Genomic DNA, 22,675 nt, shown 5'->3' on the forward strand with positions numbered 1-22,675 from the left:
CTTTTTAAATCTATTTTATCAATATAGGGAAAGAATATAAGTTGAACTTTGTTGTTTATATTCTCTATAATATTGTAATTTATGTCAAATTCATATTCAGTAAGTGATATATCTGATAATGCTTTAAAAAATCCATTTACTGAATTTGCAATTACTAAACTTTTTTCATTTATATAGTCAAATACATTTATATCTTTGCATCCATCTATATTAACTTTTCCATAATTTAAAATTTTATTATTTGAATCCAAGCAAGGTTTAATATTTCTAAATAAGTTTATACTTTCTATGTTTTTGCCAATATCTTTTGGATATGCCATCCTTATATCTTTTAGTAAAAATTGTATTTTCCTATTTCCCATATAGTTATTTTCATCCAATTGGAATAATACGTCAACCTTATCTCCTATGTCAAACTTCTCTGACATATATGCCATATTAAATCCTATACATTCATATACGCTATCTTTTTCTAAGTTTAACTTTAAGTGGTTCTTGTCTTTTCCTAGTCTAAAGATACCTCTTATTTCTAAGTCTCTCATTATAAATCTAGGACTCGGATTACTCATTCCAAAAGGCTCTAAACTATGAAGTTCTTCTATTAAATTAAAATCTATAGAACCTTCATTTAATTCAAACTCTACAGATATATTTTCTACCATATCATCTTCTGTAAGTTGATAATTTGCAATTTCATTAACTTTTCTTCTTAAAGTTTCTATATTTTTAGAATCCATTGATAGACCTGCTGCTTGTTCATGTCCACCAAATTTATTTAGTAACTCTGAGCAATTAACTAAAGTATCGAATATACTAAATCCTTTTATAGATCTAGCAGACCCAGTAGCTTCTCCATCTTCAATAGTTAAAAGTATTGTTGGCTTATAATACTTTTCTGTCAATTTAGATGCAACTATACCTATAACTCCATGTTGCCATCCTTCTTTAGCTATTACTAATACTTTATCTGAATTATAGTTTTTGTCATTTAAAATTATATCTTCTGCTTCTTGATACATTTTAGCTTCTATCATTTGTCTTTCATTATTCTTTTCTTCTAATAGACTAGCTATTTCCATAGCTTCTTCTTTTGATTTAGTTGTAAATAATTCAACACCTAAATATGAATATCCTAATCTACCAGAAGCATTAATTCTAGGTCCTATAGAAAATCCTATATGTGATGAACCTATTTTATCTGTTTCAATGCCACAAACATTTATAAGTTCTCTTAGACCTATATTTTCTCCATCTTTCATAAGCTTTAAGCCATTTTTTACAATTATTCTGTTCTCATCCACCAAAGGTACTATATCACATATAGTTGCTAAAGTTACTATCTCTAGGTACTTGTACATAGAGGTTTTAAACTCATCTTCAGGAGTTAATGCTTGTATAATTTTGAATGCTACTCCACAACCACATAACATATCAAATGGATAGTTACAATCTTTTTGTTTAGGATTTATGACTGCATACGCATCTGGTATTTTATCTTGTACTTCATGATGGTCTGTTATTATAATATCTATACCCAATTCATTCGCCAATTCAACTTCTTTTACAGACGTTATTCCGCAATCTACACTTATTATTAAATCACACTCTTGTTCCTTCAGTATCCTTATTGCATCTTCATTTATACCGTATCCTTCTTCTAATCTATTTGGTATATAGTATTTAACTGGGTATCCTATAGAGTCGAAATATATACATAATATAGATGTAGATGATACTCCATCAACGTCGTAATCTCCATATATCCATATATTTTGATTATTTTCCATAGCATATTTTATTCTATCTACAGCTTTTTTCATATCTTTCATTAAAAATGGGTCTCTTAAGTAATCTAATGACGGATTTATAAAAATTTCAGCATCTTCTTCATTTTTAATACCTCTATTTTTTAAAATTTGCCCTATTTCCGGGGAAATCTTCATTTTTTTACCTAAATCATATTCTTTTATGCTGCCTTTGTACTTAAGTGTCCATTTTTTGTTAAACATGTATATCTCCCCCTATTTTTTTATATATTGTGATCTTATTATCTTAACAACTAAAAGTATTCCTACTAAAAAAGAAACTACAAACCCTGAAAAAGCAAGCACTTTAACCCACCAACTGCTATTTACATTTGGTGAAGCTATTATTAAAGATGACCCAACTAATAGTGCCGCTAAAACTAAACTTAGAGACAATTGAGTTGCCAAATCTGTTATTATTTTTTCTAATTTAGAGAATTTGACATCTTCAATATGAATTTTAATATTATTTTTTTCTATATTTCTTAAAATAGATTTTACTTGTCTAGGAATTATCCTTATATCTGCAATGGCTTCTTGAGCACTTTGTTTTGATTCTTTTATTAAATTTTCAGGATTTAATCTATTTAAATAGTAATACTTCATAAATGATTTGCCTGCAACAGTTATTGAGAAATTAGGATTTAATTCTCTAGCCGTTCCCTCTAAAGTAATAAGAGCTTTTCCTAACAATACCAATTGAGGTGGAAGTGCAGCCTTGTATGTTCTACAAAATCTAAATACTTCATTTAATATATCTCCCAGATTTAATTTATCTATTGGTACATCATAATAATAATGCATTAAATACAGTAAATCTTGCCTTAATCCAGTTAAGTTAGTCTCATAAGATATTACATCCAATTCCATCAGTAAGTATATTATTCTATCTATATTTCTATCTACAGCTGCAAGTGTTATTGAATTTAATGTATTTAACATCTTCTTATCAATAATTCCAATCATACCAAAATCTATATACGCTATACAATTTTCATTTATAACAAATATATTTCCTGGATGTGGATCTGCATGGAAAAATCCATATTCAAAAATTTGTTTGAATAAAGATCTAATTCCTATTTCACTTATTTTTTCCGTATCCCAGCCTAACTTCTTCATTTTATTTACGTCACTAAGCTTAACTCCAACTATTTTTTCTAATACCAAGACTTTTTGAGTTGTATAATCCATAAACACTTTAGGTATATAAACTTCATTTGTATTTGAAAACATATTTTGGAATTTAACAGCATTTATAGCTTCAAAGTTATAGTCTAACTCTCTTAAAATTTGAGTCTCAAAGTCTTCAACTATACCTTGTGCATCTATATTTAAATCTTTCTTTATGTCCGTTAGAGCAGATGCAATAGACTTTAAAATCTCTATGTCCGATTTTATCAATTGTTCAACATTAGGTCTTTGAATTTTTACTATTACATTTTCTCCACTAATTAATTTTGCTTCATAAACTTGCCCTAGCGATGCGGCTGCTATAGGTGTCTCATTAAACTCTTCGAAAATTTTATCTATGGGTATACTAAGCTCTTCTTTTAATATACTCATAGCTATTTCAGTATCAAACACTTCCACATTATCTCTTAGTTTTATCAATTCACTTATAATACTTTGATCTAATAAATCTTTTCTAGTGCTTAATATCTGTCCTAATTTTACATATGTAGGACCTAATTCTTCAAATGTCTTTCTCAATCGTTCACCTGTAGTCATATTTTTTATTTCTGCTGGTGGATTTGTTATAGGAATTTTATAAGCTACTCCTTCTATATTAAGTTTCTCAACAATAATACTAAATCCATATTTTAAAAGTATATGGACTATTTCTTTATATCTTTTTAAATGTCTATAACTTACCTTCATTTTTCACACCCTAGTCTCAGTTTAAGTAGTTTTGTTTTATAAGAGAAGAAAGGACAATATTATTATATTGCCCCTTTTTTCATCTCTACTTATAATTATTTGCAGTTTCTACATATTTTAATGCAGAATTAACAAGATTTTGTTTTTCTTCTTCTGTAAGTTCTCTTACAACTTTTGCTGGAGCTCCTTTTACAAGCACTCCAGATGGTATTTTCTTGTTAGGTGGAATCAGACTTCCAGCAGCTACTAAAGTGTATTCTCCAATTTCAACACCACCTAGTATTATAGATCCCATTCCTATTAAAGTATTATCTCCTATTGTACATCCGTGTATAAGAGCTTTGTGACCAACAGTTACGTTATTTCCTATTATAGTCTCTTTGTTATACTCTATATGTATAACAGTTCCATCCTGTATATTAGTATTTTCACCTATAACTATATTATTTTCGTCACCTCTTATAACTACGTTATACCATACATTAGAATTTTTTCCTATAGTAACATTTCCTATTATATCTGCTGATTCAGCTATAAAAACACTACTATCGATTACAGGATTATTTCCTTTATACCCCTTAATCATTTAAACTATTTCCCTTCTATCATTAATCTTGCTTGTATCATTATAGAACACTCTGTACGTTTCTTTTGCATTTCACATCCTAGTTCATAAGGTTTCATCACATCACCATTAAAGTTCATAGCATTTGCATGACATCCTCCTGAACAGTAGAATTTATTCCAACACTTTTTACAATCTTCTTTACTGTACACATGAGCATTTTTGAATTTATCTGTTAATTCTCTAGGTATTACTATTTCTTCATCATTTATATTAGCTAATTTAAATTCTTCTTTTCCAACAAATTGATGGCATGGATACATATCTCCCTCAGGAGTTATAGCTAAATATTCATTCCCTGCTCCACATCCAGTTATTCTCTTTATTACACAAGGTCCTTGATTTAAATCTATCATAAAGTGGAAGAACTTAAACTTGTCTCCATTTAATAATCTATCAGAATATTTAACTGCTAGTTTTTCATATTCGTTAAATACTGTTTCTAAATCTTCTTCTCTAAGTGCAAACGGATTACTTTCATCATCTACAACAGGCTCTACAGATGTTAATTCAAATCCCTCATCAGCAAAATGAAGTACATCTTCAGAGAAATCTAAATTGTCTCTAGTGAAAGTTCCTCTTATGTAGTAATATTTATCTTTAGGTCTGCTTTCAACTAATTTTTTAAACTTAGGCATTATTATATCATAGCTACCTTTATCATTTAAGGTAGGTCTCATTCTATCATTAACATCTTTTCTTCCATCTAAACTTAAAACTACATTATGCATATGTTTGTTTATGTAATCTATTTTTTCATCATCTAATAATATTCCATTTGTAGTTATTGTAAATCTTATATTTTTATTATTTTCTTTTTCTATGCTTCTTCCGTATTCAACAAGTTGTTTTACAACTTCGAAATTCATTAGAGGCTCTCCACCAAAGAAATCTATTTCTAAGTTTCTTCTATTTCCAGAATTAGCTATTAAGTAATCTATTGCTTTTTTACCTACTTCATAACTCATTAATTCTTTAGCTCCACCAAAGTCTCCTTGCGCAGCAAAACAGTACTTACATTTTAAGTTACAATCATGAGCCACATGTAAGCATAAAGCTTTTACTACTTTTTTTCTATCTATAAAATTAGGGTGATGATTGTATGTATCTTCTGTGTACAACAAACCTTCTTCTTCTAATGTTTTTATTTCGTTGTAAGCTTCTTTTATTTGATCTTCCGTATAAGTATCACTTAATAATTTTATTATATCTCCTAGAGATTTCTCTTTATAGTGGTCTAATAGATTGTATGCAACTTCATCAACAACATGAACAGCTCCACCATTTACATCTAAAACTATATTATATCCGTGCATCGAAAATTTATGTATCATATCCATTGTGGTCCCTCCTAGTTTGTTTATATCTATATATTATCATATAAATGTAATTATGTACTATTTATCTTTTCTATCAAATTGATTAAATTTCACTCAAAAAAAGCAGCTAAATTAGCTGCTTTTTCTTTTTTAATATATTTACTATCTTTCGCACTCTTGATTTGCAACTGTACAAGAAGTTTTACAAGCAGATTGACAAGATGTTTGACATTCTCCACATCCACCTTTTGCCGCACTTTCTTTTAAAGTAGCTTTAGATAAAGTTTTTATATGCTTCTTTTCCATTGAAACTACCTCCTATCCTTATATAAACCTTTATTGATTATATCATAAATTTTACATAAGTGGAAATTTATTTAAAGTTTACCCCTAAAACGCCTCCAATCCCACCTGCAAGTGATGTCAATAATACTTTATATATAGATGTAATCTCGAAAACAAAAGAATCTTTTGCTAAAAATACAACTACCATTAAACACACTATGTAAAGTAGTCCAACTAATATACCATATAATAGCCCTTTTTCTTTTATTTTTTTAGATGCATAAAATCCTCCAAATGCAGCAGAAGCTGTAGTTATAACAGAAGCCGCCATAGCTATGCTATCTCCTGACATATTAGTAAAAGTAAGTAGTCCATTGTAAGTTAGTAAACAAATTAATGTTATTATGTAAGCATATCCTAGTCCTTTAAATATGCTATTTGATTTTTCCATAAAAAAACCTCCCCTCTCATATAAAATATATTCAAGGAAAGGCTTTGTAATTACTAATATCGTTTTATTTTGATTCTGTAGAAGCTATAGCCCATTTTTCAAATGGTACTTTTGTTCTACTAGGCCCTATTTCTAATATAACAACATCTTCTTCAACTTTAGCTACAGTAGCTACTATACCACCTATTGTCACAACCTTAGAACCTACTTCTAAGCTTTCTCTCATTTCTTTAAGTTGTTTGTCTTTTTTCTTTTGTGGTCTTATTAAGAAGAAATAAAAAATTGCAAAAAACACAACCCACATAAGTATTCCTACTACTGCTTGAGGCATTTATCCCACTCCTTTTATAATATATTCTCAAAACTCTTCAATTTAGTTTTATATAATAATTATTATAACTTAAAATAATTATAATTCATAGCCATATTTTTGGAAAAATTCTTTTCTAAAATCTAATAGTCTATCTTCCATTATAGCTTGTCTTACCTGTTTCATTAAATCTAGTAAGAAATGTAAGTTATGAGTAGTTATAAGTCTAGCAGCTAATATTTCATTAGCTTTAACTAAATGTCTTATATATGCTCTTGTATAGTTTCTACAGCAATAGCAATCACAATTTGGGTCTAATGGACCGAAATCTCTTGCATATTTTGCATTTCTAACAACTACTTTACCTTCACTTGTCATAGCTGTACCATTTCTAGCTATACGAGTAGGTAATACACAGTCAAACATGTCTATTCCTCTTATAACCCCTTCGATTAAATCATCAGGACTGCCTACTCCCATTAGATATCTTGGTTTGTCTTCAGGCATTAGAGGTACTGTGTAATCTAAAACTTCATACATAAGATCTTTTGGTTCTCCTACACTTAATCCTCCAACAGCATATCCTGGTAAGTCTAAAGCTAACACTTCTCTTGCTGATTGTTCTCTTAAATCTTTATACATTCCTCCTTGGATTATTCCAAATAGAGCTTGATTTTCTGTATTTTTATGAGCTTCTTTACATCTTTCTAACCATCTAGTAGTTCTTTCTAAAGAATTTTTCACATAATCTCTATCAGCTGGATATGGAGCACACTCATCAAATGCCATCATTATATCTGACCCTAATGCATTTTGTATTTCCATAGCTTTTTCTGGACTTATAAAATGTTTTGATCCATCTATGTGAGATCTAAAGTGAACACCTTCTTCAGTTATCTTTCTAAGTGGCCCTAAACTAAATACTTGGAATCCTCCACTATCAGTAAGAATAGGCTTATCCCAGTTCATAAATTTATGAAGCCCTCCAGCTTCTTTAACTAAATCATGTCCAGGTCTCATATATAGGTGATACGTGTTACTTAAAATAATTTGAGAACCTATTTCTTTTAATTCTTCTGGTGTCATCGATTTTACAGTTGCTTGAGTCCCAACTGGCATAAATATCGGTGTTTCTATTACTCCATGAGGAGTATGTAATCTTCCTAATCTTGCTCCACTTTGCTTACAAGTTTTTATAAGTTCATATCTTACTGCACTCATTATAACTCTCCTTATTTATCTATTGTTTATTTTCATTTTCTAAAACTTTTTCTAAGTTTCGTTTATGGCACTCACAGTCTCCATCTTCGCATTCTTCATAGTGAATACTGGTTACATTCATTGTGCTATTATCATCAGTTAGCAAATACTTTCTTATTGCAAATAACCCAGCTATAGCCATAATTCCAAGTAATAATTCTAACATACCCTCACTCTTAGGCAATAACAGTAATTTTCTAGCTATTGCATACAATAGGACTTCAATTAGTGCCCCTGGGATATGTAATGACAACATTACTACTAACTCTACACCTATAACTAAAAGTAATATTTGTCCTAACAAATCATTAAATTGAGCATATTGTACTGGAGTTTGGTATTCCACAATATAAGAATGCCATATCATTCTTAACACATCTATTGTTCCTAGAAATACTGCAAGCAGCACAACCATGGCTAGTAGTGATTCAAATATATATGCAATTTTAAGTGCTAAACTTTTTTCAGCTAGTTTTTTCATATTATCCCCCCTCGATAATTTATTTAATTATCATCGCATCTCCAAAACTAAAGAATCTGTATTTTTCTTTAACTGCTGTGTTGTATGCATTTAAAACAGCGTCTTTTGAAACCAATGCACTTACTAACATTATTAAAGTTGATTCTGGTAAATGGAAATTCGTTATTAGTCTATCTACTATCTTAAATTTATATCCTGGATATATAAATATATTAGTCCATCCACTAGACTCTATAATTTCTCCATTTTCGTTGCTTGCTGATTCTACAGTTCTACAACTAGTAGTTCCAACGCATATAACTTTATTTCCATTCTTTTTCGCTTTATTTATTTTTTCAGAAGCTTCTTTATCCACTATATAATATTCAGAGTGCATTTCATGTTCTAACACATCATCAACTTTTACAGGTCTAAAAGTTCCAAGCCCTACATGTAATGTTACAAAAGCTATATCTACTCCTTTTGCTTTTATACTTTCAAGCAATTCATTAGTAAAATGAAGCCCTGCTGTAGGCGCAGCTGCAGATCCATTATGTTTTGAATATACAGTTTGATATCTTTCTCTTTCTTCTAATCTTTCTGTTATATATGGAGGTAGCGGCATATTTCCTAATTCATCTAGTACTTCTTCAAATATTCCTTCATAGTAAAATTTAACTAATCTAGAGCCTTCCTCTGCAAGGCCTACAACCTCTCCTATAAGTTTTCCATTTCCGAAAGAAAATTTCGTTCCTACTTTAGCTCTTTTTCCTGGTTTTACTAAAGCTTGCCATACATCTTTTTCTGTTCTTTTTAATAAAAGAAATTCTATTTTACCTCCAGTATCAACTTTTTCTCCTATAAGTCTAGCTGGTATAACTCTAGTATTATTAAGAACTAAACAGTCTCCTGGATTTAAATAATCTATAACATCTTTAAATATTTTGTGCTCAACGTCTCCCGTTTTTCTATCTAAAATCATAAGTCTAGAGTTTGATCTATCTTGTAACGGTGTTTGAGCTATTAATTCTTCTGGTAGGTCAAAGTAAAAATCACTTGTTTTCAATTTTAACGTCCTTTCTATTTTTTAGTACAAATTACATCATAACAAAAAAAATAATTTTTTTCTATCATTAATCCTATTATTAAATACTATATAAATTATTTTTTTCTATTTTTCTTTTGGATATGGAATATTTAAGTGTTCATATGCAAGCGGCATAGCAATTCTTCCTCTAGGCCCTCTATTTATAAATCCTAATTGAAGTAAATATGGCTCATATACATCCTCAATAGTGTTTCTGTCTTCGCCAATAGATGCTGCCAATGTATCCAATCCTACTGGTCCTCCCTTAAACTTTTCAATTATTGTACACAGTAATTTTTCATCAACATAGTCAAGTCCTAAACTATCTACTCCTAATAATTCTAAAGCGTCATTTGCAACTTCATCAGTTATATTCCCATCTGCTCTAACTTGTGCATAGTCTCTAACTCTTTTTAACAATCTATTTGCAATTCTTGGAGTTCCTCTAGATCTTCTTGCAATCTCTGTTGCTCCTCCTATTTGAATTTCAGCTCCTAAAATAGAAGATGACCTTATTACGATTTGAGCAAGTTCTTCAACTGTATAATAATCTAGTTTACATATAACCCCAAATCTATCTCTTAATGGATTAGTTAGCATACCTGCTTTTGTAGTCGCTCCAATTAATGTGAATTTAGGCAAATCAAGTCGTATACTTCTTGCAGATGGACCTTTACCTATAATTATATCTAAACAATAATCTTCCATTGCAGAGTATAAAACTTCTTCAACTGTTCTACTTATTCTATGAACCTCATCTATAAATAAAACATCATTTTCATTTAAGTTTGTAAGTATAGCTGCTAAATCTCCAGCTCTTTCTATTGCAGGTCCTGACGTTATTCTAAGATTAACCCCCATCTCACTAGCTATTATAGATGCAAGTGTTGTTTTTCCAAGACCTGGTGGTCCATACAGTAAAACATGGTCCAACTGCTCATTCCTAGCTTTTGCTGCCTCTATAAATATTTTTAATAATTCCTTTGCCTTATTTTGACCTAAATAATCATCTAGACTCTTTGGCCTTAAATTATTTTCTATGTCTACATCTTCATTTTGCATCGATGATGTTATAATTCTATTTTCATCTTCAAACATATTTCAAATTTCCCCCTCTATCTAAGAGATTTACTCATAATATAACTTAACGATTTTTTTATTATATCCTCTGTATTCATTCCATCTTTTTTACATTTATCAACTGCATCTTTAGATTCTTGAGATGAATAACCTAATGCAATAAGTGCATCAACTGCTTCATCTTGTGATATAGCTATTGGCATTTGGCTAAGAAGTGTAGGCTCAAACTCTATGTTATTTTTATCAATTTTATCTTTTAGTTCTAATATAATTCTTTCAGCAGTTTTTTTTCCAACCCCTGGGGCCTTTGACATTTTAGCTACATCTTCACTAACTATATATGCACCTATTTGTTTCGGTGTAGCAAAAGATAAAATTCCTAAAGCTACCTTAGGTCCTATTTTAGAAACTGAATTTAATAACTCAAACATTTTTAATTCTTCTTTTGTTGAAAACCCACATAAACTCATGTCATCTTCTCTAACAATTAGCTTAGTATGAATTTTACATTCTTTTCCTAATTTTACATCTGCCAAAGTATTTGCTGATACATTTACTTTATATCCAATGTAATTCGCCTCTATTACTAAACTATCTAAGTTTATTTCTTCTATTTTACCTTTTATATAACTATACATATTGCCCCCCTATGTTCTTTAATGTTTTTTCTAATTTATTTGAATGACAATGGCATATTGCAACTGCTAATGCATCTGCTACATCATCTGGTTTTGGTATAGCCTTTAAGTTTAAAAATGACTTAACCATTTGTTGGACTTGAGCTTTCTGAGCCCTACCGTATCCAACTACTCCTTGTTTAACTTGAAGAGGAGTATATTCATATACAGGTATATTGTTATGTGCACAGGCAAGCATTGTAACTCCTCTCGCTTGTGCTACAGTTATAGCTGTTTTTACATTTTTATTAAAGAACAACTCTTCAATTCCAACTTCGTCAATATTATAATTTTTTATAAGCATATCTATTCCTTTATATACAAGCTCTAATCTTCTTAATATATCCATGTGTGCTGGAGTAGTAACCGCTCCATAGTCAATAACTCTGAACTTATTATTTTTATATTCTATAATTCCATAACCAACAATAGCAATTCCTGGATCTATACCTAAAATAATCATATTTTGAAATAACTCCTTTTTACGAAACTTACGTTCTATATTAATATATAATAACATATTTAGCTATAAACTATAAAGAGATGAAAAGTTTCCCTTTCATCTCTTTGTAGTATTGGTTATGAGTTTATATTTTTTCAACTTCCAAAGTCTTCTAATTTTGAATAAATTTCATCTTGCGATTTTGCAAATATTCCGGATTTAACTTCTTCTTGAACTTTTTTAGGTAAAGACTCCGTTTCAATTTCTGTATTTTCTATAAATTCTCTATCGCCTTTTTCATTGTACTTGTAAACATTTAATAAACCTTTATTATCAACTATAGCAAATTGATTAGCCTTACTAGCATCATTAAATGTTTCTCTTTCTTGTAAAGTAATTTCATATGTATCTAGTTTTTTTATGCTTCTATTAGGATATTTAGTTGATAAGTACTTAGTTATATCTTCTTTTGATTTTCCAACTAAATCTTTCGGTATCGTACCGATCATTATTGGAGCTTCTTTGCTAGGTGTGCCGTCTTCAAGTGTCTTTTCTACCCAAATTTCACAATCTTCACTTAAATTAAAAATTTCTTTAGCTGTTGTCTCTTCTTTCTTTTGCTCTGAATTGCTCTTTTTAGAAATATCTTCATTTGTTGATTTAAATCCTACATAAATCCCTCCAGCGAGAACTACTATGCCTAAAATTATAACAATTGGTATTCGCCAAGGAAATTCTTTTTTCTTTTCGAACATTAAAAACAACCTCCTTATATCGGATATTTTTTCCAATTGTTTAGTTTTTATACATTTTTTACATTTATTATCATATTTTATTTTAAATATTTTTCTCTCCCTAGTCTCATTTATTGATAAATTTTCATATTATACTTTATAAATATGATTTTTGATGGAGGTGAAAAGATTGAGTATCGATAATGAATTACTATCAAGAATTGAATTTATTGAATTTAAGCAAAAAGTTTTATTATTAAAACATCCTGCTCATAAAGCTACTATATTTGCAGAGCTAAATTTATACGAATTTTTATCTATTAGAGATTATGTGAAAAATTTTGAATATTATTTAGAAAATGGATATAATTTTGACTTCAAGAGCTTTGAATCAGGCTTATATGATTTAATACCTAAACTAAAAACTTATCCAGAAAGTTCAATCTTAATCTCAAAAATACTAATGAATATATCAAACTTCAATAAATTATTTGATTCAAATAATTAGTTATGTGACTTTGAAAGTTTATATTGCCTTTTTTTATAAAGTATATCTATAAATCCTTTTGGAGATAATTTTAATAAATACTATTTTAGGAGGATTTATTATGGATAAAATTAAATGTAGTGTTAATAACTGTTCTCATAATAGTAAAGGTTTATGTTATGCAGATAGAGTTAATATTCAAGGAAGTTCAGCTCAAACAAAAGAACATACAGCATGTGCATCATTTTTAGAAAATGCAGTTTATAGTGAGCTTACTAACAATACTAACGGTAGGGGAGCTTGCTCTTGCCTTTTCTGTAAAGTAGACACTTGTTCACATAATTCAAACAACCTGTGTACTTTAGAATCTATTGATGTCTGTCCTGATACTGGTAGACCTAATCTTTACTCTGAAACAAGTTGTTCAAGTTTTAAATGTAAATAATAAAAAAAGGAGATATTTATATCTCCTTTTTTTTATTATTCTTCTATCTCCCAGTTATGAGCTATATTTTGAACATCATCATCATCTTCTAGCATATCTACTAATCTATTCATGAACTTTAATTGCTCTTCTTCTGTTAATTTAGTAGTTGTTTGTGGTAATAATTTAACTTCTGCTGATATAAAGTTATATCCTTTAGCTTCTAATTCGTCTCTAACAGCTTGGAAGTCTTCTGGAGAAGTTACTACTTCAAACCCATCTTCTTCAACTATTAAATCTTCAGCTCCAGCTTCTAATGCTACATCCATTAACTCTTCTTCAGATACATCATCAGTTGCTTCTATTAATATTTGACCTTTTCTATCAAACATAAATGAAACACATCCACTAGTTCCTAAGTTTCCACCATTTTTATCGAAGTAATATCTAACATTTCCTGCCGTTCTGTTTTTGTTGTCAGTTAAAGTTTCTACTATTACTGCAACTCCGCCTGGTCCGTACCCTTCATAAACTATAGTTTCAAAGTTTTCGTTGGCTCCACCACCAGCACCTTTAGCTATAGCTCTATCTATATTATCATTAGGCATATTGTCTGCTTTAGCTTTATCTATTGCTGCTTTTAGTGTTGCATTGTATTCCGGATTTCCTCCACCTTCTTTAGCTGCAACCGCTATAGCTCTTGCATGTTTTGTAAATATTTTTGCTCTCTTAGCGTCTTGTTTACCTTTTTTGTTGATTATGTTTCCTATACGTCCCATAATTCCACTCCTTGCTATGTAAATTAAAATAAAGTTGCGTTATGCTTATATTTTATATAAGGATATTTAATACGTAATATAACTTTAATATATGAATATTTTGTAAGTTATACTATATATACACCGTAATTTTAGCATAAAACATTAATTTAGTAAATTAGAACTTAGGCGGTGCTGCTGCTGTATGTCTTTTATGTTCACTAATTCTATGAAGTCTTGCTATTATATCTTGGTCTTTTTGAGGAACCTTTTTCATTTCTCCTTTTACAACAGCATCTATCATGTCATAAGTTGTACCCATTTCATTTTCATCAGTTTGACCTTCCCAAAGCCCAGCTGATGGAGCTTTATTTATAATGTCATCATGAACACCTAAAGCTTTTGCCCACTCATATACTTCTCTTTTCGTTAGGTTTGCTAGAGGAACTAAATCAACGCCTCCATCTCCATACTTAGTGAAATAACCTGTGTGAATTTCTGCTGCATTATCAGTTCCCACAACTAAATAACCTAAATTATTTGCAACTGTATATACTGTACTCATTCTTATTCTAGCTCTTAAGTTAGCATCACTCATTCTATCATTTTTTTCTTTATAAAGCCCCTTATTTTTTAAACCATCAGTAACTTTATTGTATATTCCAACTTGTTCATCAGTTAAATCTAAATCTAAATGTTCTATTTCACAACCATCTATTACTTTAAGTGCATCTAATCTATCTTGAGGATTACTTTTTATACTCATAATTACACCCATTGAATCTTTTGGAAAAGCTTTTTTTATAAGGTAAGCAACTACTGCAGAATCTATACCTCCAGACACACCTACTATTAAACCATTAGTATTTGATTCTTTTACTTTTTCTCTTAACCAATCTACTGTTTTATCTATTTTAAAATTTATATCTGTCATTACACTTCCTCCTTACATTTTATGGATAACCCAATTATATCAGATATTTTTATTTTAATTAAATATAATTTATGCTTTATGTTAAAAATAATTCAAGAAGGTGATATTATGGAAAAAAAATTTTTAAATTTCAATATTAAAAATTCATTTATAGGTTTAATCACAGGCTTTATAAATGGCGTTTTTGGGTCTGGTGGTGGAACGCTTTTAGTTCCTATTTTAAATAACATTTTAAAAGTAGAAGAACATAAGTCTCACGCTACAGCACTTGCAATAATATTGTTTCTAACAACTACAAGTTCATTTATATATGTTTCTCAAGGTACGTATGATTTAAATACAACGCTTAAAGTAGCTATAGGAAGTATTGTTGGAGGTATTGTTGGCGCTAAAATACTTTGTAAATTGACTGGAAGATTTTTAAGAATATCTTTTGGATCTATAATGATCATAGCTGCATTAAGGATGGTGTTTTAATGTTTCTTGTTTTACTTGGATTTTTTTCTGGAATAATAGGTGGTATGGGTATGGGTGGAGGTACAATATTAATTCCTGCATTAATATTATTTGCAAATATTGATCCTAAAATAGCTCAAAGTATAAATTTACTTTCATCCATACCTATGACTATATTCGCTTTATTGATACATATAAAAAATAAAAAGGTTATTTTAAAATTAGTAATACCAATAGCCTCATTTGGTATTTTAGGAGCTATATTTGGATCTTTTCTAGCAACATACCTATCATCAGAAGTTTTAAAAAAAGTTTTTGGAGTTTTTTTACTTGTAATAGGAGTTTTAGAAGTTAAAAAAGGTATTTTTAATCCAAATAAAAATAAATGTGAAAAATAACAAAATAGCCCAAGGTTTAATTTTTATAAAATTAACTTTGGGCATTATTTTTTATACTACCACTTGTCCATCTTTTTCTGATAAATAGAACTCTTCTCCTAGATTTATCTGTGCTGTAGCACTTGTTATATCATTAATTCTTTCTATAATAGCTTCTTTTTCATTTGCTCTTGAATATACTATTATCTCTACATTATCTTCGTAAATAGTGTCTTTTATAAAGTATCCCATATTCATTATTTCATTTTGGACTTTGCCAAGTTGATTATAATCTATTTTTATTTTAACTTCTTGATACATTATTTTTTCTATTATTTTTCCTGCTTCAAGACCTATTTTAGCACCTTTTGTATATGCTCTAACAAGTCCTCCTGCCCCTAACTTTATTCCTCCAAAGTATCTAGTCACAACAACTACAACATCTCTCAAATCTTCTTTTTTTATAACTTCTAATGTAGGTATACCTGCGGTTCCCTGTGGCTCGCCATCGTCACTATATCTTTGTATATTCATGCTTTTCCCTACAGTATATGCCCAAACATTATGTCTTGCATCTTTATGTTTTTTCTTTATTTCATTTATAAATTCAACAGCTTCTTCTTCTGTTTTTATAGGCTTAGCATATCCAATAAATGTAGATTTCTCTATTGTGATTTCATCCGTACCAAATTCATGCAGTGTTTTATACATCTACTTCCTCCTTAGCTTGTTTATGTACTAATTATAGTATACATAAATAGAACAAGGCAAATGCCCTGTTCTATAATTTAAGTACGAATAATTAAACCTTTAATTATTCGTACTATTCTTTTTTAAATCTTTAAATTTTCTGTAAGAAATTTCTACAAGAGATTTTTCTTTGTTATGAGCTAACATATCTAAAGCATCTTTAACCTTAAAAAAACCAGCTTCTGTAATATCTTCATCATTAATGTTGTACTCAGTGTTGTCGCTCTCCATTATGTACCACATTATAGCGTTACATACTTTTTGATGTCTAGTTTTTGAGTAAAATTCATACATAGTATCTCCTGCCATATCTAGTACTTTAGCCTCAACCTCAACTTCGTCTTTAACCTTTTGTGGAGCTACTTCACTAGCGATATCATTCTCGCTTATTTTTCCTTTAGGAATAGTCCATTCACCTTTGTCGTTTTTTACTATTAATACTTTGTTTGCATAAAATACTATACCACCTGCACAACGTCTTAGTATCATAATTAGACTCCCCCTACTAAACCATATTTTCACACCAAGATGTGGAGTTACACTACTTTAGTAATTTCTTTTGTTACTCCATTATATGTTAAATTTATATTGTTTATGTTATCTATTGAGGAGTTTTTTCTAATTGATTTATAGTGTCTTCATACGCTCTAATTACATAATTTTTTTCAAAATTATTTTTATCTTTGAGCTTTTGTAAAATACATAAACTCTCTTCATTTCCTACATTAGCAAGTGCCTTAGCGCAGTATTGTCTGGTTTGAGCATTCGAATCATAAAGCCCTTTATGAAAAATTTCCCTACTATCTACAGATGATATTTTTCTAAGAGCTGAATATGTTATTCTTCTTACATCAGAATGTCTATGATTTGTAAACTGATGTAGAATTTTTAAAAATCTTTCATCATTCAATTCCCCAGTTGCCCATATTAAAATCATAAGATCTTCTGCATTTTTCTCTGTCATAATTCTTTTGTATATTTTTCTCTTAAAATCTAATAATTTTTCATCATTTAAAGAATTCATCAAGTCTATTCTTTCATCCTTACCTAGCTCTAAAAACTTATCCAAAATATCTTTAGATGATTCTATTTTACTTTTCATTAAAGATTTTATTTCTATTTTTGCCTTTATTAATTGTTCATTTATTTCTTGAACTTCAATATTTCTTATCTTACTTATTTGAGATACTGTCTTAGATTCTTTGTATAGAAGATACGTTATAAAGTGATCTTCTAAATTTTCTATATTATCCCAAGATATATTCATATAACTACCTACTCATTTATTATATAGCTTTTATAAATATTGTAATCTTCTTCATCTAAGTCGACAGTTAACTCTATTCCATTTTCCACATACTCAAATTTTTCAATATTGTATTTATTTTTTAATTTATTAAATATGTCACCTTTATCATATGGAAGCAATAAGTTTACTTTATACGTATTTTCCATTAAGGCATTTTGTATCATATCTATCAATTTATCCATATTAATACCTTGCTTAGCAGATATATATACTGTATTTTCTTGATTTTTAGGATAAATATCAAGGTCTAATTTATCAATTTTATTATAGGCCATTATTGTTGGCTTATCATTTGCATCTAATTCTTTTAAAACATTTTTAGTTGTATTTTCTTGTATTTCAAAACTATCGTTAGTAGCATCTACTACATGCACTATTAAGTCTGCATAATGTACTTCTTCTAATGTAGCTTTAAATGCTTCAACTAAATCATGTGGTAATTTACTTACGAATCCTACTGTATCTACAACTAAAAATTCTCTTTTATTAGGAAGTAATGCTTTTCTTAGAGTTACATCTAAAGTTGCAAATAGCATATCTTTTGATAAAACTTCTTTTTCAACACTATAATCTTTATGTGTTTTGATAAGCTCATTTAGCAGTGTAGATTTCCCTGCATTTGTATATCCTACTAATGCAACAATAGGTATATTAGACTTTAATCTTTGTGCCCTTTGCGTATCTCTGTTTTTCTTAACATCTCTAAGTTCTTGCCTTATATCTGCCATTTTATTTAAGATATGTCTTTTATCAACTTCTAATTTTTGTTCTCCTGGCCCTCTTGTTCCAATACCTGCACCAGTTCTACTCATTTCTCCACCCATACCATACAGTCTAGGCATTCTGTATTTTAACTGAGCCAACTCAACTTGTAATTTACCTTCTTTACTTAAAGCTCTTTGTGCAAATATATCCAATATTAAAGTTGTTCTGTCTATTACTTTTCTCTGAACTAATTCTTCTATATTTCTTATTTGGGCTCCAGATAATTCATCATTGAATATAACAACTGTAGCATCTAGAGATTCACAATAAGCTCTTATCTCTTCTACTTTTCCTTTTCCTATATAAAAAGCAGCCTCTCTAGCTGGTCTATTTTGAATTATACTCCCTACAACTTCTGCTCCAGCAGCTTTTGCAAGTTCTTTTAATTCTTCCATAGATTCATTAATATCTATATCATCAACTTTCTTTACATTAGTAGTTATATTTAATCCTACTAACAATGCTTTTTCTACTATTTTATCCATTGAAACACCTCATTTAATGTACTTTTTTTTATTATACCACTATTGTAATTTTTTAGTATAATTATATTAAAACTCTAAATAATTAGGAGGTACAAGTATGTCTGAGAATTATAAATTTTTTAGAAATGATAAATGTGAATACTTTCCTTGTCATAAAGTAAGTAATCCCGATAATTTCAATTGTCTATTTTGCTATTGTCCTTTATATGCTTTAAAAGATGAATGTGGTGGTAACTTTAAATACACAGATGATGGAATAAAGGATTGTTCTTCTTGTCTAGTTCCTCACAACAAGAAAAGTCATGATTACATAATGAGCAAAATAGGAGATATACTAAACTTAGGTAAAAAGTAACCTAAGTAAATATATTTTTAAAGGAGTGGTAACTACCACTCCTTTTTACACTTAAGAAGTACTTTTTTAATATACTTTCTATAAGATTCTTAGCGACATGAGCGACGCAAATTTTTTATTGTTTTTTTATAAATAAATAACATTAATATACTTATAGAAAATATAATTCCTAATATCAAAATTCCTTCATGAAGGAAAAATTCTGCAGGTAACATATTTATTACGGGATCTATTGTCGAGTCAAATATCCAATAATCATTATTGAAAAATAATTTATGAAACATCTCAAAACTTTTTTCAAAATTTATAATAATTGGGATAGCTATTAAAATAGGCAGTGTTATCAATGTCCATGCACTATATTTTAATATATCTAAGTTTTTGCATTTAAAACATATATATGCGCCTATCACAACTAATATTAAAGTTATTTTATTTATTATAGCTAAGTTTTGAAATATATTTCGAACTTCTTCAAAGTGAATTGTACCTTGTGTCGATGACTCTAATGTCGGCAATTTAAAATTCATTTTTTCATTACTAGTATTATAGTCTATTAAGTAATCATAATTTAGCTTTATCTCTTCTTCATTCATATCACTTAATATAGGAATATTCAAATAGTTTATATCAAAATAATATATTTGTTTAAATTTAACAGTAAAACTAATAACTGAAGTTATTATAAATAAGCTTAATACCAGTGATATTAAAAAACTTAAAATTCTATTCATATTATTACCCTATATTATACTATTTTAGTTGTGAAATCCTCTATATTCCATACATCATCTACTATATCTTCATAGAATTCAGGCTCATGCGATACTAAAAGTACAGTTCCTTTAAATTCTCTTATAGCTTTTTTTAGTTCATCTTTAGCTTCTACATCTAAATGATTTGTAGGCTCATCTAAAACTAAAAAGTTTATTTGCTTTAACATTAACTTACATAACCTTACTTTAGCTGCTTCTCCTCCACTTAAAACTCTCATTTGGCTTGTTATATGATCGTTTGTAAGTCCACACTTAGATAATGATTGTCTCACTTCAAAATTAGTAAGACCTGGGTATTCTGCCCATATTTCATCCATTGGAGTGTTACTATTTTCTCTTGAACTTTCTTGCTCAAAATATCCAACTTCTAGATAATCACCTAACTCAACTTTTCCATCAAAAGGCTTTATTATTCCTAAAAGAGTTTTTAAAAGAGTAGACTTTCCTATACCATTCATACCTCTTAAAGCAATCTTTTGATTTCTCTCTAATGTAAAGTTAAGAGGTTTTGTTAGTGCTTCATCATACCCTAATACTAAATCTTCAGTTGTGAATACAAATCTACTAGAAGCTCTTGACTCGTTAAACTTGAATGTAGGCTTTATCTTCTCCTTTGGTCTTTCTAAAATTTCCATTTTATCAAGTTGTTTTTGTCTACTATTTGCCATACCACGAGTTGCAACTCTAGCCTTATTTCTAGCAACAAAGTCTTCTAATCTCTTTCTTTCTTCTATTTGCTTTTCATAAGCTTGTTCTTCTTGTCTTTTCTTTATATCTCTAAGTCTTTCGAACTCATCATAGTTTCCTTTGTATCTATTAAGTTCTCCATTTTCCATATGGTAAATTACATTACATGTGTCATTTATAAACGGTACATCGTGTGATACTAATATAAAACTATTTTCATATTCTTGTAAATATCTTGTTAACCAAGCTATATGTTCTACGTCTAAATAGTTAGTAGGCTCGTCTAATATAAGTATTACAGGGTTCTCTAAAAGTAGTTTTGTCAGTAAAACCTTAGTTCTTTGACCTCCACTTAAATCAGTTACATCTTTATCTAAACCTATTTCCCCAAGACCTAATCCATTAGCAATTTCTTGTATTTTTGCATCAATCATATAAAAACCACTATTTTCTAAAATAGTTTGAATTTCTGCAGTACCTTCCATTAACTTTGTCATTTCATCTTCGTCAGCTTCACCCATTTTATCATACATAGATATCATTTCTTGTTCTAAGTCAAACATAGGTTTAAAAGCATCTCTTAAAACTTCTCTTATTGATTTTCCTTTTGTTAATACTGTATGTTGGTCTAAGTACCCTACCGTTACCCTCGATGACCATTTTATATTTCCAGCATCTGGCATAAGTTTTTTTGTTATTATATTTAAAAATGTAGATTTTCCTTCTCCATTCGCTCCTATAAGAGCAATGTGTTCGCCCTTTCTAAGTCTAAACGACACATTTTCAAGTATAGTTCTTCCACCAAATCCATGGCTAACATTTTCAACAACTAGCATCTAAACACCTCTTCTAATTTTATTATCTATAACATAATATCTTCTTTTCTTAATCTAATCAAGTAATACAAATATTTTCATGTATTTTACCATATATTTAGCAATGAATAAAGCCCTCTTACAAGAGGGCTTTATTCATTGCTAAATATATCATCAAAAAACATTGTCAAAAATCCAGCTGTTGTTTTTTGCGCTAATGGTAAGCATTTAGTTGATAACATATAAAACTTATTTTTTAAATCATTTACATTTTCATACATTTTATCATAGTTCATAGCTTGTGTCGCATTATAATTGATATATTCTTCTACACTATTTTTTTGAATCATTCCATCTTTTGCTCTTAATCTTGGTATAGACATATAATTATTTTTTATATACACTTCAAATTGCCTATGATTGTCTAAAAGCTTCCCTTTAGCATGTTGAGGTATAGTTAAATCTTGAAGTACATGGCATGATGCTCCAAAATAAAATAAGCTAAGTTCAAATTTATCTAAAGCAAAAAACTTTAAAGCTTTATTATAATACTTATTTATTAAAGTAAATGCATTTTCTTCATATCCAAACTTTCCTCTTTTTACATATGGATTGTAAAAGTGATGATAACTTTTAAAATCCTGATCTGCCCATATTAAGCCTTTGTTTATTTGAGGCAAATATGCTTTAAAAAATTTATATTGTGTAATGTGTCCTTCATTTTTCAATATTTCTAATGCATTTGTTTGTATAAAAATGTGAACTTCACAATCTGTAGTTATTATACTTTTTTTTACGGGATTTACTACTTTAAAAGTTCCTGTTAGAGCTTTTCCATAAACATTTTCTATTCTTTTTCTCATCGTAATCACCTGATAGTT

Annotated in this window: 28 protein-coding genes; 5 read left to right on the forward strand and 23 right to left on the reverse strand. The window is 29.1% G+C overall.

Annotated elements, in window-relative coordinates; all coding sequences use genetic code 11:
- From recJ to VN21_RS06370, 14 genes are all read right to left on the reverse strand, one after another.
- Positions 1-2,009, reverse strand: a 2,009-nt coding sequence (gene recJ, locus VN21_RS06310; protein WP_052951995.1) for a single-stranded-DNA-specific exonuclease RecJ, incomplete at its 3' end; no start/stop codon positions are given.
- A 12-nt stretch (positions 2,010-2,021) separates the two neighbouring features.
- Positions 2,022-3,686, reverse strand: a complete 1,665-nt coding sequence (locus VN21_RS06315) for an ABC1 kinase family protein (protein ID WP_046822525.1) — start codon at positions 3,684-3,686, stop codon at positions 2,022-2,024.
- An 85-nt stretch (positions 3,687-3,771) separates the two neighbouring features.
- On the reverse strand, positions 3,772-4,272 hold the full coding sequence (locus VN21_RS06320) for a gamma carbonic anhydrase family protein (protein ID WP_046822526.1): 501 nt from the start codon (positions 4,270-4,272) through the stop codon (positions 3,772-3,774).
- Between the two features lie 5 nt (positions 4,273-4,277).
- Positions 4,278-5,651: a thioether cross-link-forming SCIFF peptide maturase gene (scfB, locus tag VN21_RS06325; RefSeq protein WP_084821973.1), complete on the reverse strand. Its 1,374-nt coding sequence runs from the start codon at positions 5,649-5,651 to the stop codon at positions 4,278-4,280.
- A gap of 141 nt (positions 5,652-5,792) precedes the next feature.
- Positions 5,793-5,936, reverse strand: a complete 144-nt coding sequence (scfA, locus tag VN21_RS18085; protein WP_021122491.1) for a six-cysteine ranthipeptide SCIFF — start codon at positions 5,934-5,936, stop codon at positions 5,793-5,795.
- Positions 5,937-6,003: 67 nt separating this feature from the next.
- The gene (locus tag VN21_RS06330; RefSeq protein ID WP_021428396.1) at positions 6,004-6,366 is read right to left on the reverse strand and encodes a TIGR04086 family membrane protein; all 363 of its coding nucleotides are present in this window, start codon (positions 6,364-6,366) and stop codon (positions 6,004-6,006) included.
- A gap of 64 nt (positions 6,367-6,430) precedes the next feature.
- Positions 6,431-6,697: a preprotein translocase subunit YajC gene (gene yajC / locus VN21_RS06335; RefSeq protein WP_046822527.1), complete on the reverse strand. Its 267-nt coding sequence runs from the start codon at positions 6,695-6,697 to the stop codon at positions 6,431-6,433.
- A 78-nt stretch (positions 6,698-6,775) separates the two neighbouring features.
- Entirely contained in the window at positions 6,776-7,897 is a 1,122-nt protein-coding gene (gene tgt / locus VN21_RS06340) for a tRNA guanosine(34) transglycosylase Tgt (protein ID WP_021431777.1), read from the reverse strand.
- Positions 7,898-7,916: 19 nt separating this feature from the next.
- On the reverse strand, positions 7,917-8,417 hold the full coding sequence (locus VN21_RS06345) for a phosphate-starvation-inducible PsiE family protein (protein WP_046822528.1): 501 nt from the start codon (positions 8,415-8,417) through the stop codon (positions 7,917-7,919).
- Between the two features lie 19 nt (positions 8,418-8,436).
- Positions 8,437-9,462, reverse strand: coding sequence for a tRNA preQ1(34) S-adenosylmethionine ribosyltransferase-isomerase QueA (queA, locus tag VN21_RS06350; RefSeq protein WP_046822529.1), 1,026 nt, complete (start codon positions 9,460-9,462; stop codon positions 8,437-8,439).
- Positions 9,463-9,567: 105 nt separating this feature from the next.
- Positions 9,568-10,581, reverse strand: coding sequence for a Holliday junction branch migration DNA helicase RuvB (ruvB, locus tag VN21_RS06355; RefSeq protein WP_046822530.1), 1,014 nt, complete (start codon positions 10,579-10,581; stop codon positions 9,568-9,570).
- Positions 10,582-10,598: 17 nt separating this feature from the next.
- Positions 10,599-11,201: a Holliday junction branch migration protein RuvA gene (gene ruvA, locus VN21_RS06360; RefSeq protein WP_046822531.1), complete on the reverse strand. Its 603-nt coding sequence runs from the start codon at positions 11,199-11,201 to the stop codon at positions 10,599-10,601.
- Positions 11,194-11,703: a crossover junction endodeoxyribonuclease RuvC gene (ruvC, locus tag VN21_RS06365; protein WP_021428405.1), complete on the reverse strand. Its 510-nt coding sequence runs from the start codon at positions 11,701-11,703 to the stop codon at positions 11,194-11,196. Before ruvC ends, ruvA begins: the two co-directional genes overlap by 8 nt.
- A 134-nt stretch (positions 11,704-11,837) precedes the next feature.
- Complete coding sequence (locus VN21_RS06370) at positions 11,838-12,437, reverse strand: hypothetical protein (protein ID WP_046822532.1); 600 nt, start codon at positions 12,435-12,437, stop codon at positions 11,838-11,840.
- 169 nt (positions 12,438-12,606) lie between these two features.
- On the opposite strand from VN21_RS06370, the gene VN21_RS06375 reads away from it, so the two are divergent.
- Positions 12,607-12,924, forward strand: a complete 318-nt coding sequence (locus tag VN21_RS06375) for a hypothetical protein (protein WP_046822533.1) — start codon at positions 12,607-12,609, stop codon at positions 12,922-12,924.
- 100 nt (positions 12,925-13,024) lie between these two features.
- Complete coding sequence (locus VN21_RS06380) at positions 13,025-13,348, forward strand: DUF1540 domain-containing protein (RefSeq protein WP_046822534.1); 324 nt, start codon at positions 13,025-13,027, stop codon at positions 13,346-13,348.
- A 35-nt stretch (positions 13,349-13,383) separates the two neighbouring features.
- Here VN21_RS06380 and VN21_RS06385 read toward each other — a convergent pair whose 3' ends face one another.
- Both VN21_RS06385 and nadE read right to left on the reverse strand, forming a co-directional pair.
- Positions 13,384-14,106, reverse strand: coding sequence for a YebC/PmpR family DNA-binding transcriptional regulator (locus VN21_RS06385; protein ID WP_046822535.1), 723 nt, complete (start codon positions 14,104-14,106; stop codon positions 13,384-13,386).
- Positions 14,107-14,263: 157 nt separating this feature from the next.
- The gene (gene nadE, locus VN21_RS06390; RefSeq protein WP_046822536.1) at positions 14,264-15,019 is read right to left on the reverse strand and encodes an NAD(+) synthase; all 756 of its coding nucleotides are present in this window, start codon (positions 15,017-15,019) and stop codon (positions 14,264-14,266) included.
- A 108-nt stretch (positions 15,020-15,127) separates the two neighbouring features.
- On the opposite strand from nadE, the gene VN21_RS06395 reads away from it, so the two are divergent.
- Both VN21_RS06395 and VN21_RS06400 read left to right on the forward strand, forming a co-directional pair.
- Positions 15,128-15,496, forward strand: a complete 369-nt coding sequence (locus tag VN21_RS06395) for a sulfite exporter TauE/SafE family protein (protein WP_046822537.1) — start codon at positions 15,128-15,130, stop codon at positions 15,494-15,496.
- Positions 15,496-15,873, forward strand: a complete 378-nt coding sequence (locus tag VN21_RS06400) for a sulfite exporter TauE/SafE family protein (protein WP_021428429.1) — start codon at positions 15,496-15,498, stop codon at positions 15,871-15,873. Before VN21_RS06395 ends, VN21_RS06400 begins: the two co-directional genes overlap by 1 nt.
- 51 nt (positions 15,874-15,924) lie before the next feature.
- On the opposite strand, the gene VN21_RS06405 is transcribed toward VN21_RS06400, so the two are convergent.
- The 4 genes from VN21_RS06405 to hflX form a co-directional block, all read right to left on the reverse strand.
- Positions 15,925-16,563 (reverse strand): YigZ family protein, encoded by a 639-nt coding sequence (locus VN21_RS06405; protein WP_046822538.1) that lies wholly within the window; start codon positions 16,561-16,563, stop codon positions 15,925-15,927.
- 99 nt (positions 16,564-16,662) lie between these two features.
- Positions 16,663-17,091, reverse strand: a complete 429-nt coding sequence (locus VN21_RS06410) for an NUDIX domain-containing protein (protein WP_046822539.1) — start codon at positions 17,089-17,091, stop codon at positions 16,663-16,665.
- 112 nt (positions 17,092-17,203) lie between these two features.
- Positions 17,204-17,869: a HEAT repeat domain-containing protein gene (locus tag VN21_RS06415; protein ID WP_046822540.1), complete on the reverse strand. Its 666-nt coding sequence runs from the start codon at positions 17,867-17,869 to the stop codon at positions 17,204-17,206.
- A gap of 8 nt (positions 17,870-17,877) precedes the next feature.
- Positions 17,878-19,161: a GTPase HflX gene (hflX, locus tag VN21_RS06420; RefSeq protein ID WP_046822541.1), complete on the reverse strand. Its 1,284-nt coding sequence runs from the start codon at positions 19,159-19,161 to the stop codon at positions 17,878-17,880.
- Positions 19,162-19,258: 97 nt separating this feature from the next.
- Here hflX and VN21_RS06425 point away from each other — a divergent pair, with 97 nt between their 5' ends.
- A complete protein-coding gene (locus VN21_RS06425; RefSeq protein WP_046822542.1) occupies positions 19,259-19,516 on the forward strand; it encodes a cysteine-rich small domain-containing protein in 258 nt (85 codons plus the stop codon).
- 89 nt (positions 19,517-19,605) lie between these two features.
- Here the strand turns inward: VN21_RS06425 and VN21_RS06430 are convergent, their stop codons facing one another.
- The 3 genes from VN21_RS06430 to VN21_RS06440 form a co-directional block, all read right to left on the reverse strand.
- The gene (locus VN21_RS06430) at positions 19,606-20,250 is read right to left on the reverse strand and encodes a TIGR01906 family membrane protein (protein WP_046822543.1); all 645 of its coding nucleotides are present in this window, start codon (positions 20,248-20,250) and stop codon (positions 19,606-19,608) included.
- Between the two features lie 14 nt (positions 20,251-20,264).
- Entirely contained in the window at positions 20,265-21,815 is a 1,551-nt protein-coding gene (locus VN21_RS06435; RefSeq protein WP_046822544.1) for an ABC-F family ATP-binding cassette domain-containing protein, read from the reverse strand.
- 131 nt (positions 21,816-21,946) lie between these two features.
- Positions 21,947-22,657 (reverse strand): zinc dependent phospholipase C family protein, encoded by a 711-nt coding sequence (locus VN21_RS06440; protein WP_046822545.1) that lies wholly within the window; start codon positions 22,655-22,657, stop codon positions 21,947-21,949.
- Positions 22,658-22,675: the final 18 nt, after the last annotated feature.

The sequence above is a fragment of the Paraclostridium benzoelyticum genome (assembly GCF_001006285.1).
GTDB lineage: Bacteria > Bacillota > Clostridia > Peptostreptococcales > Peptostreptococcaceae > Paraclostridium > Paraclostridium benzoelyticum.

What these genes read in the sequence shown, in the direction of transcription:
- VN21_RS06345 (WP_046822528.1), bottom strand. Translation starts at nt 8,417, where the DNA reads ATGAAAAAACTAGCTGAAAAAAGTTTAGCACTTAAAATTGCATATATA.
- VN21_RS06315 (WP_046822525.1), bottom strand. Translation starts at nt 3,686, where the DNA reads ATGAAGGTAAGTTATAGACATTTAAAAAGATATAAAGAAATAGTCCAT.
- VN21_RS06330 (WP_021428396.1), bottom strand. Translation starts at nt 6,366, where the DNA reads ATGGAAAAATCAAATAGCATATTTAAAGGACTAGGATATGCTTACATA.
- VN21_RS06400 (WP_021428429.1), top strand. Translation starts at nt 15,496, where the DNA reads ATGTTTCTTGTTTTACTTGGATTTTTTTCTGGAATAATAGGTGGTATG.
- VN21_RS06385 (WP_046822535.1), bottom strand. Translation starts at nt 14,106, where the DNA reads ATGGGACGTATAGGAAACATAATCAACAAAAAAGGTAAACAAGACGCT.
- VN21_RS06395 (WP_046822537.1), top strand. Translation starts at nt 15,128, where the DNA reads ATGGAAAAAAAATTTTTAAATTTCAATATTAAAAATTCATTTATAGGT.
- VN21_RS06405 (WP_046822538.1), bottom strand. Translation starts at nt 16,563, where the DNA reads ATGTATAAAACACTGCATGAATTTGGTACGGATGAAATCACAATAGAG.
- ruvB (WP_046822530.1), bottom strand. Translation starts at nt 10,581, where the DNA reads ATGTTTGAAGATGAAAATAGAATTATAACATCATCGATGCAAAATGAA.
- scfB (WP_084821973.1), bottom strand. Translation starts at nt 5,651, where the DNA reads ATGGATATGATACATAAATTTTCGATGCACGGATATAATATAGTTTTA.
- VN21_RS06440 (WP_046822545.1), bottom strand. Translation starts at nt 22,657, where the DNA reads ATGAGAAAAAGAATAGAAAATGTTTATGGAAAAGCTCTAACAGGAACT.
- VN21_RS06435 (WP_046822544.1), bottom strand. Translation starts at nt 21,815, where the DNA reads ATGCTAGTTGTTGAAAATGTTAGCCATGGATTTGGTGGAAGAACTATA.
- VN21_RS06370 (WP_046822532.1), bottom strand. Translation starts at nt 12,437, where the DNA reads ATGTTCGAAAAGAAAAAAGAATTTCCTTGGCGAATACCAATTGTTATA.
- hflX (WP_046822541.1), bottom strand. Translation starts at nt 19,161, where the DNA reads ATGGATAAAATAGTAGAAAAAGCATTGTTAGTAGGATTAAATATAACT.
- VN21_RS06320 (WP_046822526.1), bottom strand. Translation starts at nt 4,272, where the DNA reads ATGATTAAGGGGTATAAAGGAAATAATCCTGTAATCGATAGTAGTGTT.
- yajC (WP_046822527.1), bottom strand. Translation starts at nt 6,697, where the DNA reads ATGCCTCAAGCAGTAGTAGGAATACTTATGTGGGTTGTGTTTTTTGCA.
- VN21_RS06425 (WP_046822542.1), top strand. Translation starts at nt 19,259, where the DNA reads ATGTCTGAGAATTATAAATTTTTTAGAAATGATAAATGTGAATACTTT.
- ruvC (WP_021428405.1), bottom strand. Translation starts at nt 11,703, where the DNA reads ATGATTATTTTAGGTATAGATCCAGGAATTGCTATTGTTGGTTATGGA.
- VN21_RS06410 (WP_046822539.1), bottom strand. Translation starts at nt 17,091, where the DNA reads ATGATACTAAGACGTTGTGCAGGTGGTATAGTATTTTATGCAAACAAA.
- scfA (WP_021122491.1), bottom strand. Translation starts at nt 5,936, where the DNA reads ATGGAAAAGAAGCATATAAAAACTTTATCTAAAGCTACTTTAAAAGAA.
- VN21_RS06415 (WP_046822540.1), bottom strand. Translation starts at nt 17,869, where the DNA reads ATGAATATATCTTGGGATAATATAGAAAATTTAGAAGATCACTTTATA.
- VN21_RS06430 (WP_046822543.1), bottom strand. Translation starts at nt 20,250, where the DNA reads ATGAATAGAATTTTAAGTTTTTTAATATCACTGGTATTAAGCTTATTT.
- tgt (WP_021431777.1), bottom strand. Translation starts at nt 7,897, where the DNA reads ATGAGTGCAGTAAGATATGAACTTATAAAAACTTGTAAGCAAAGTGGA.
- nadE (WP_046822536.1), bottom strand. Translation starts at nt 15,019, where the DNA reads ATGACAGATATAAATTTTAAAATAGATAAAACAGTAGATTGGTTAAGA.
- ruvA (WP_046822531.1), bottom strand. Translation starts at nt 11,201, where the DNA reads ATGTATAGTTATATAAAAGGTAAAATAGAAGAAATAAACTTAGATAGT.
- VN21_RS06380 (WP_046822534.1), top strand. Translation starts at nt 13,025, where the DNA reads ATGGATAAAATTAAATGTAGTGTTAATAACTGTTCTCATAATAGTAAA.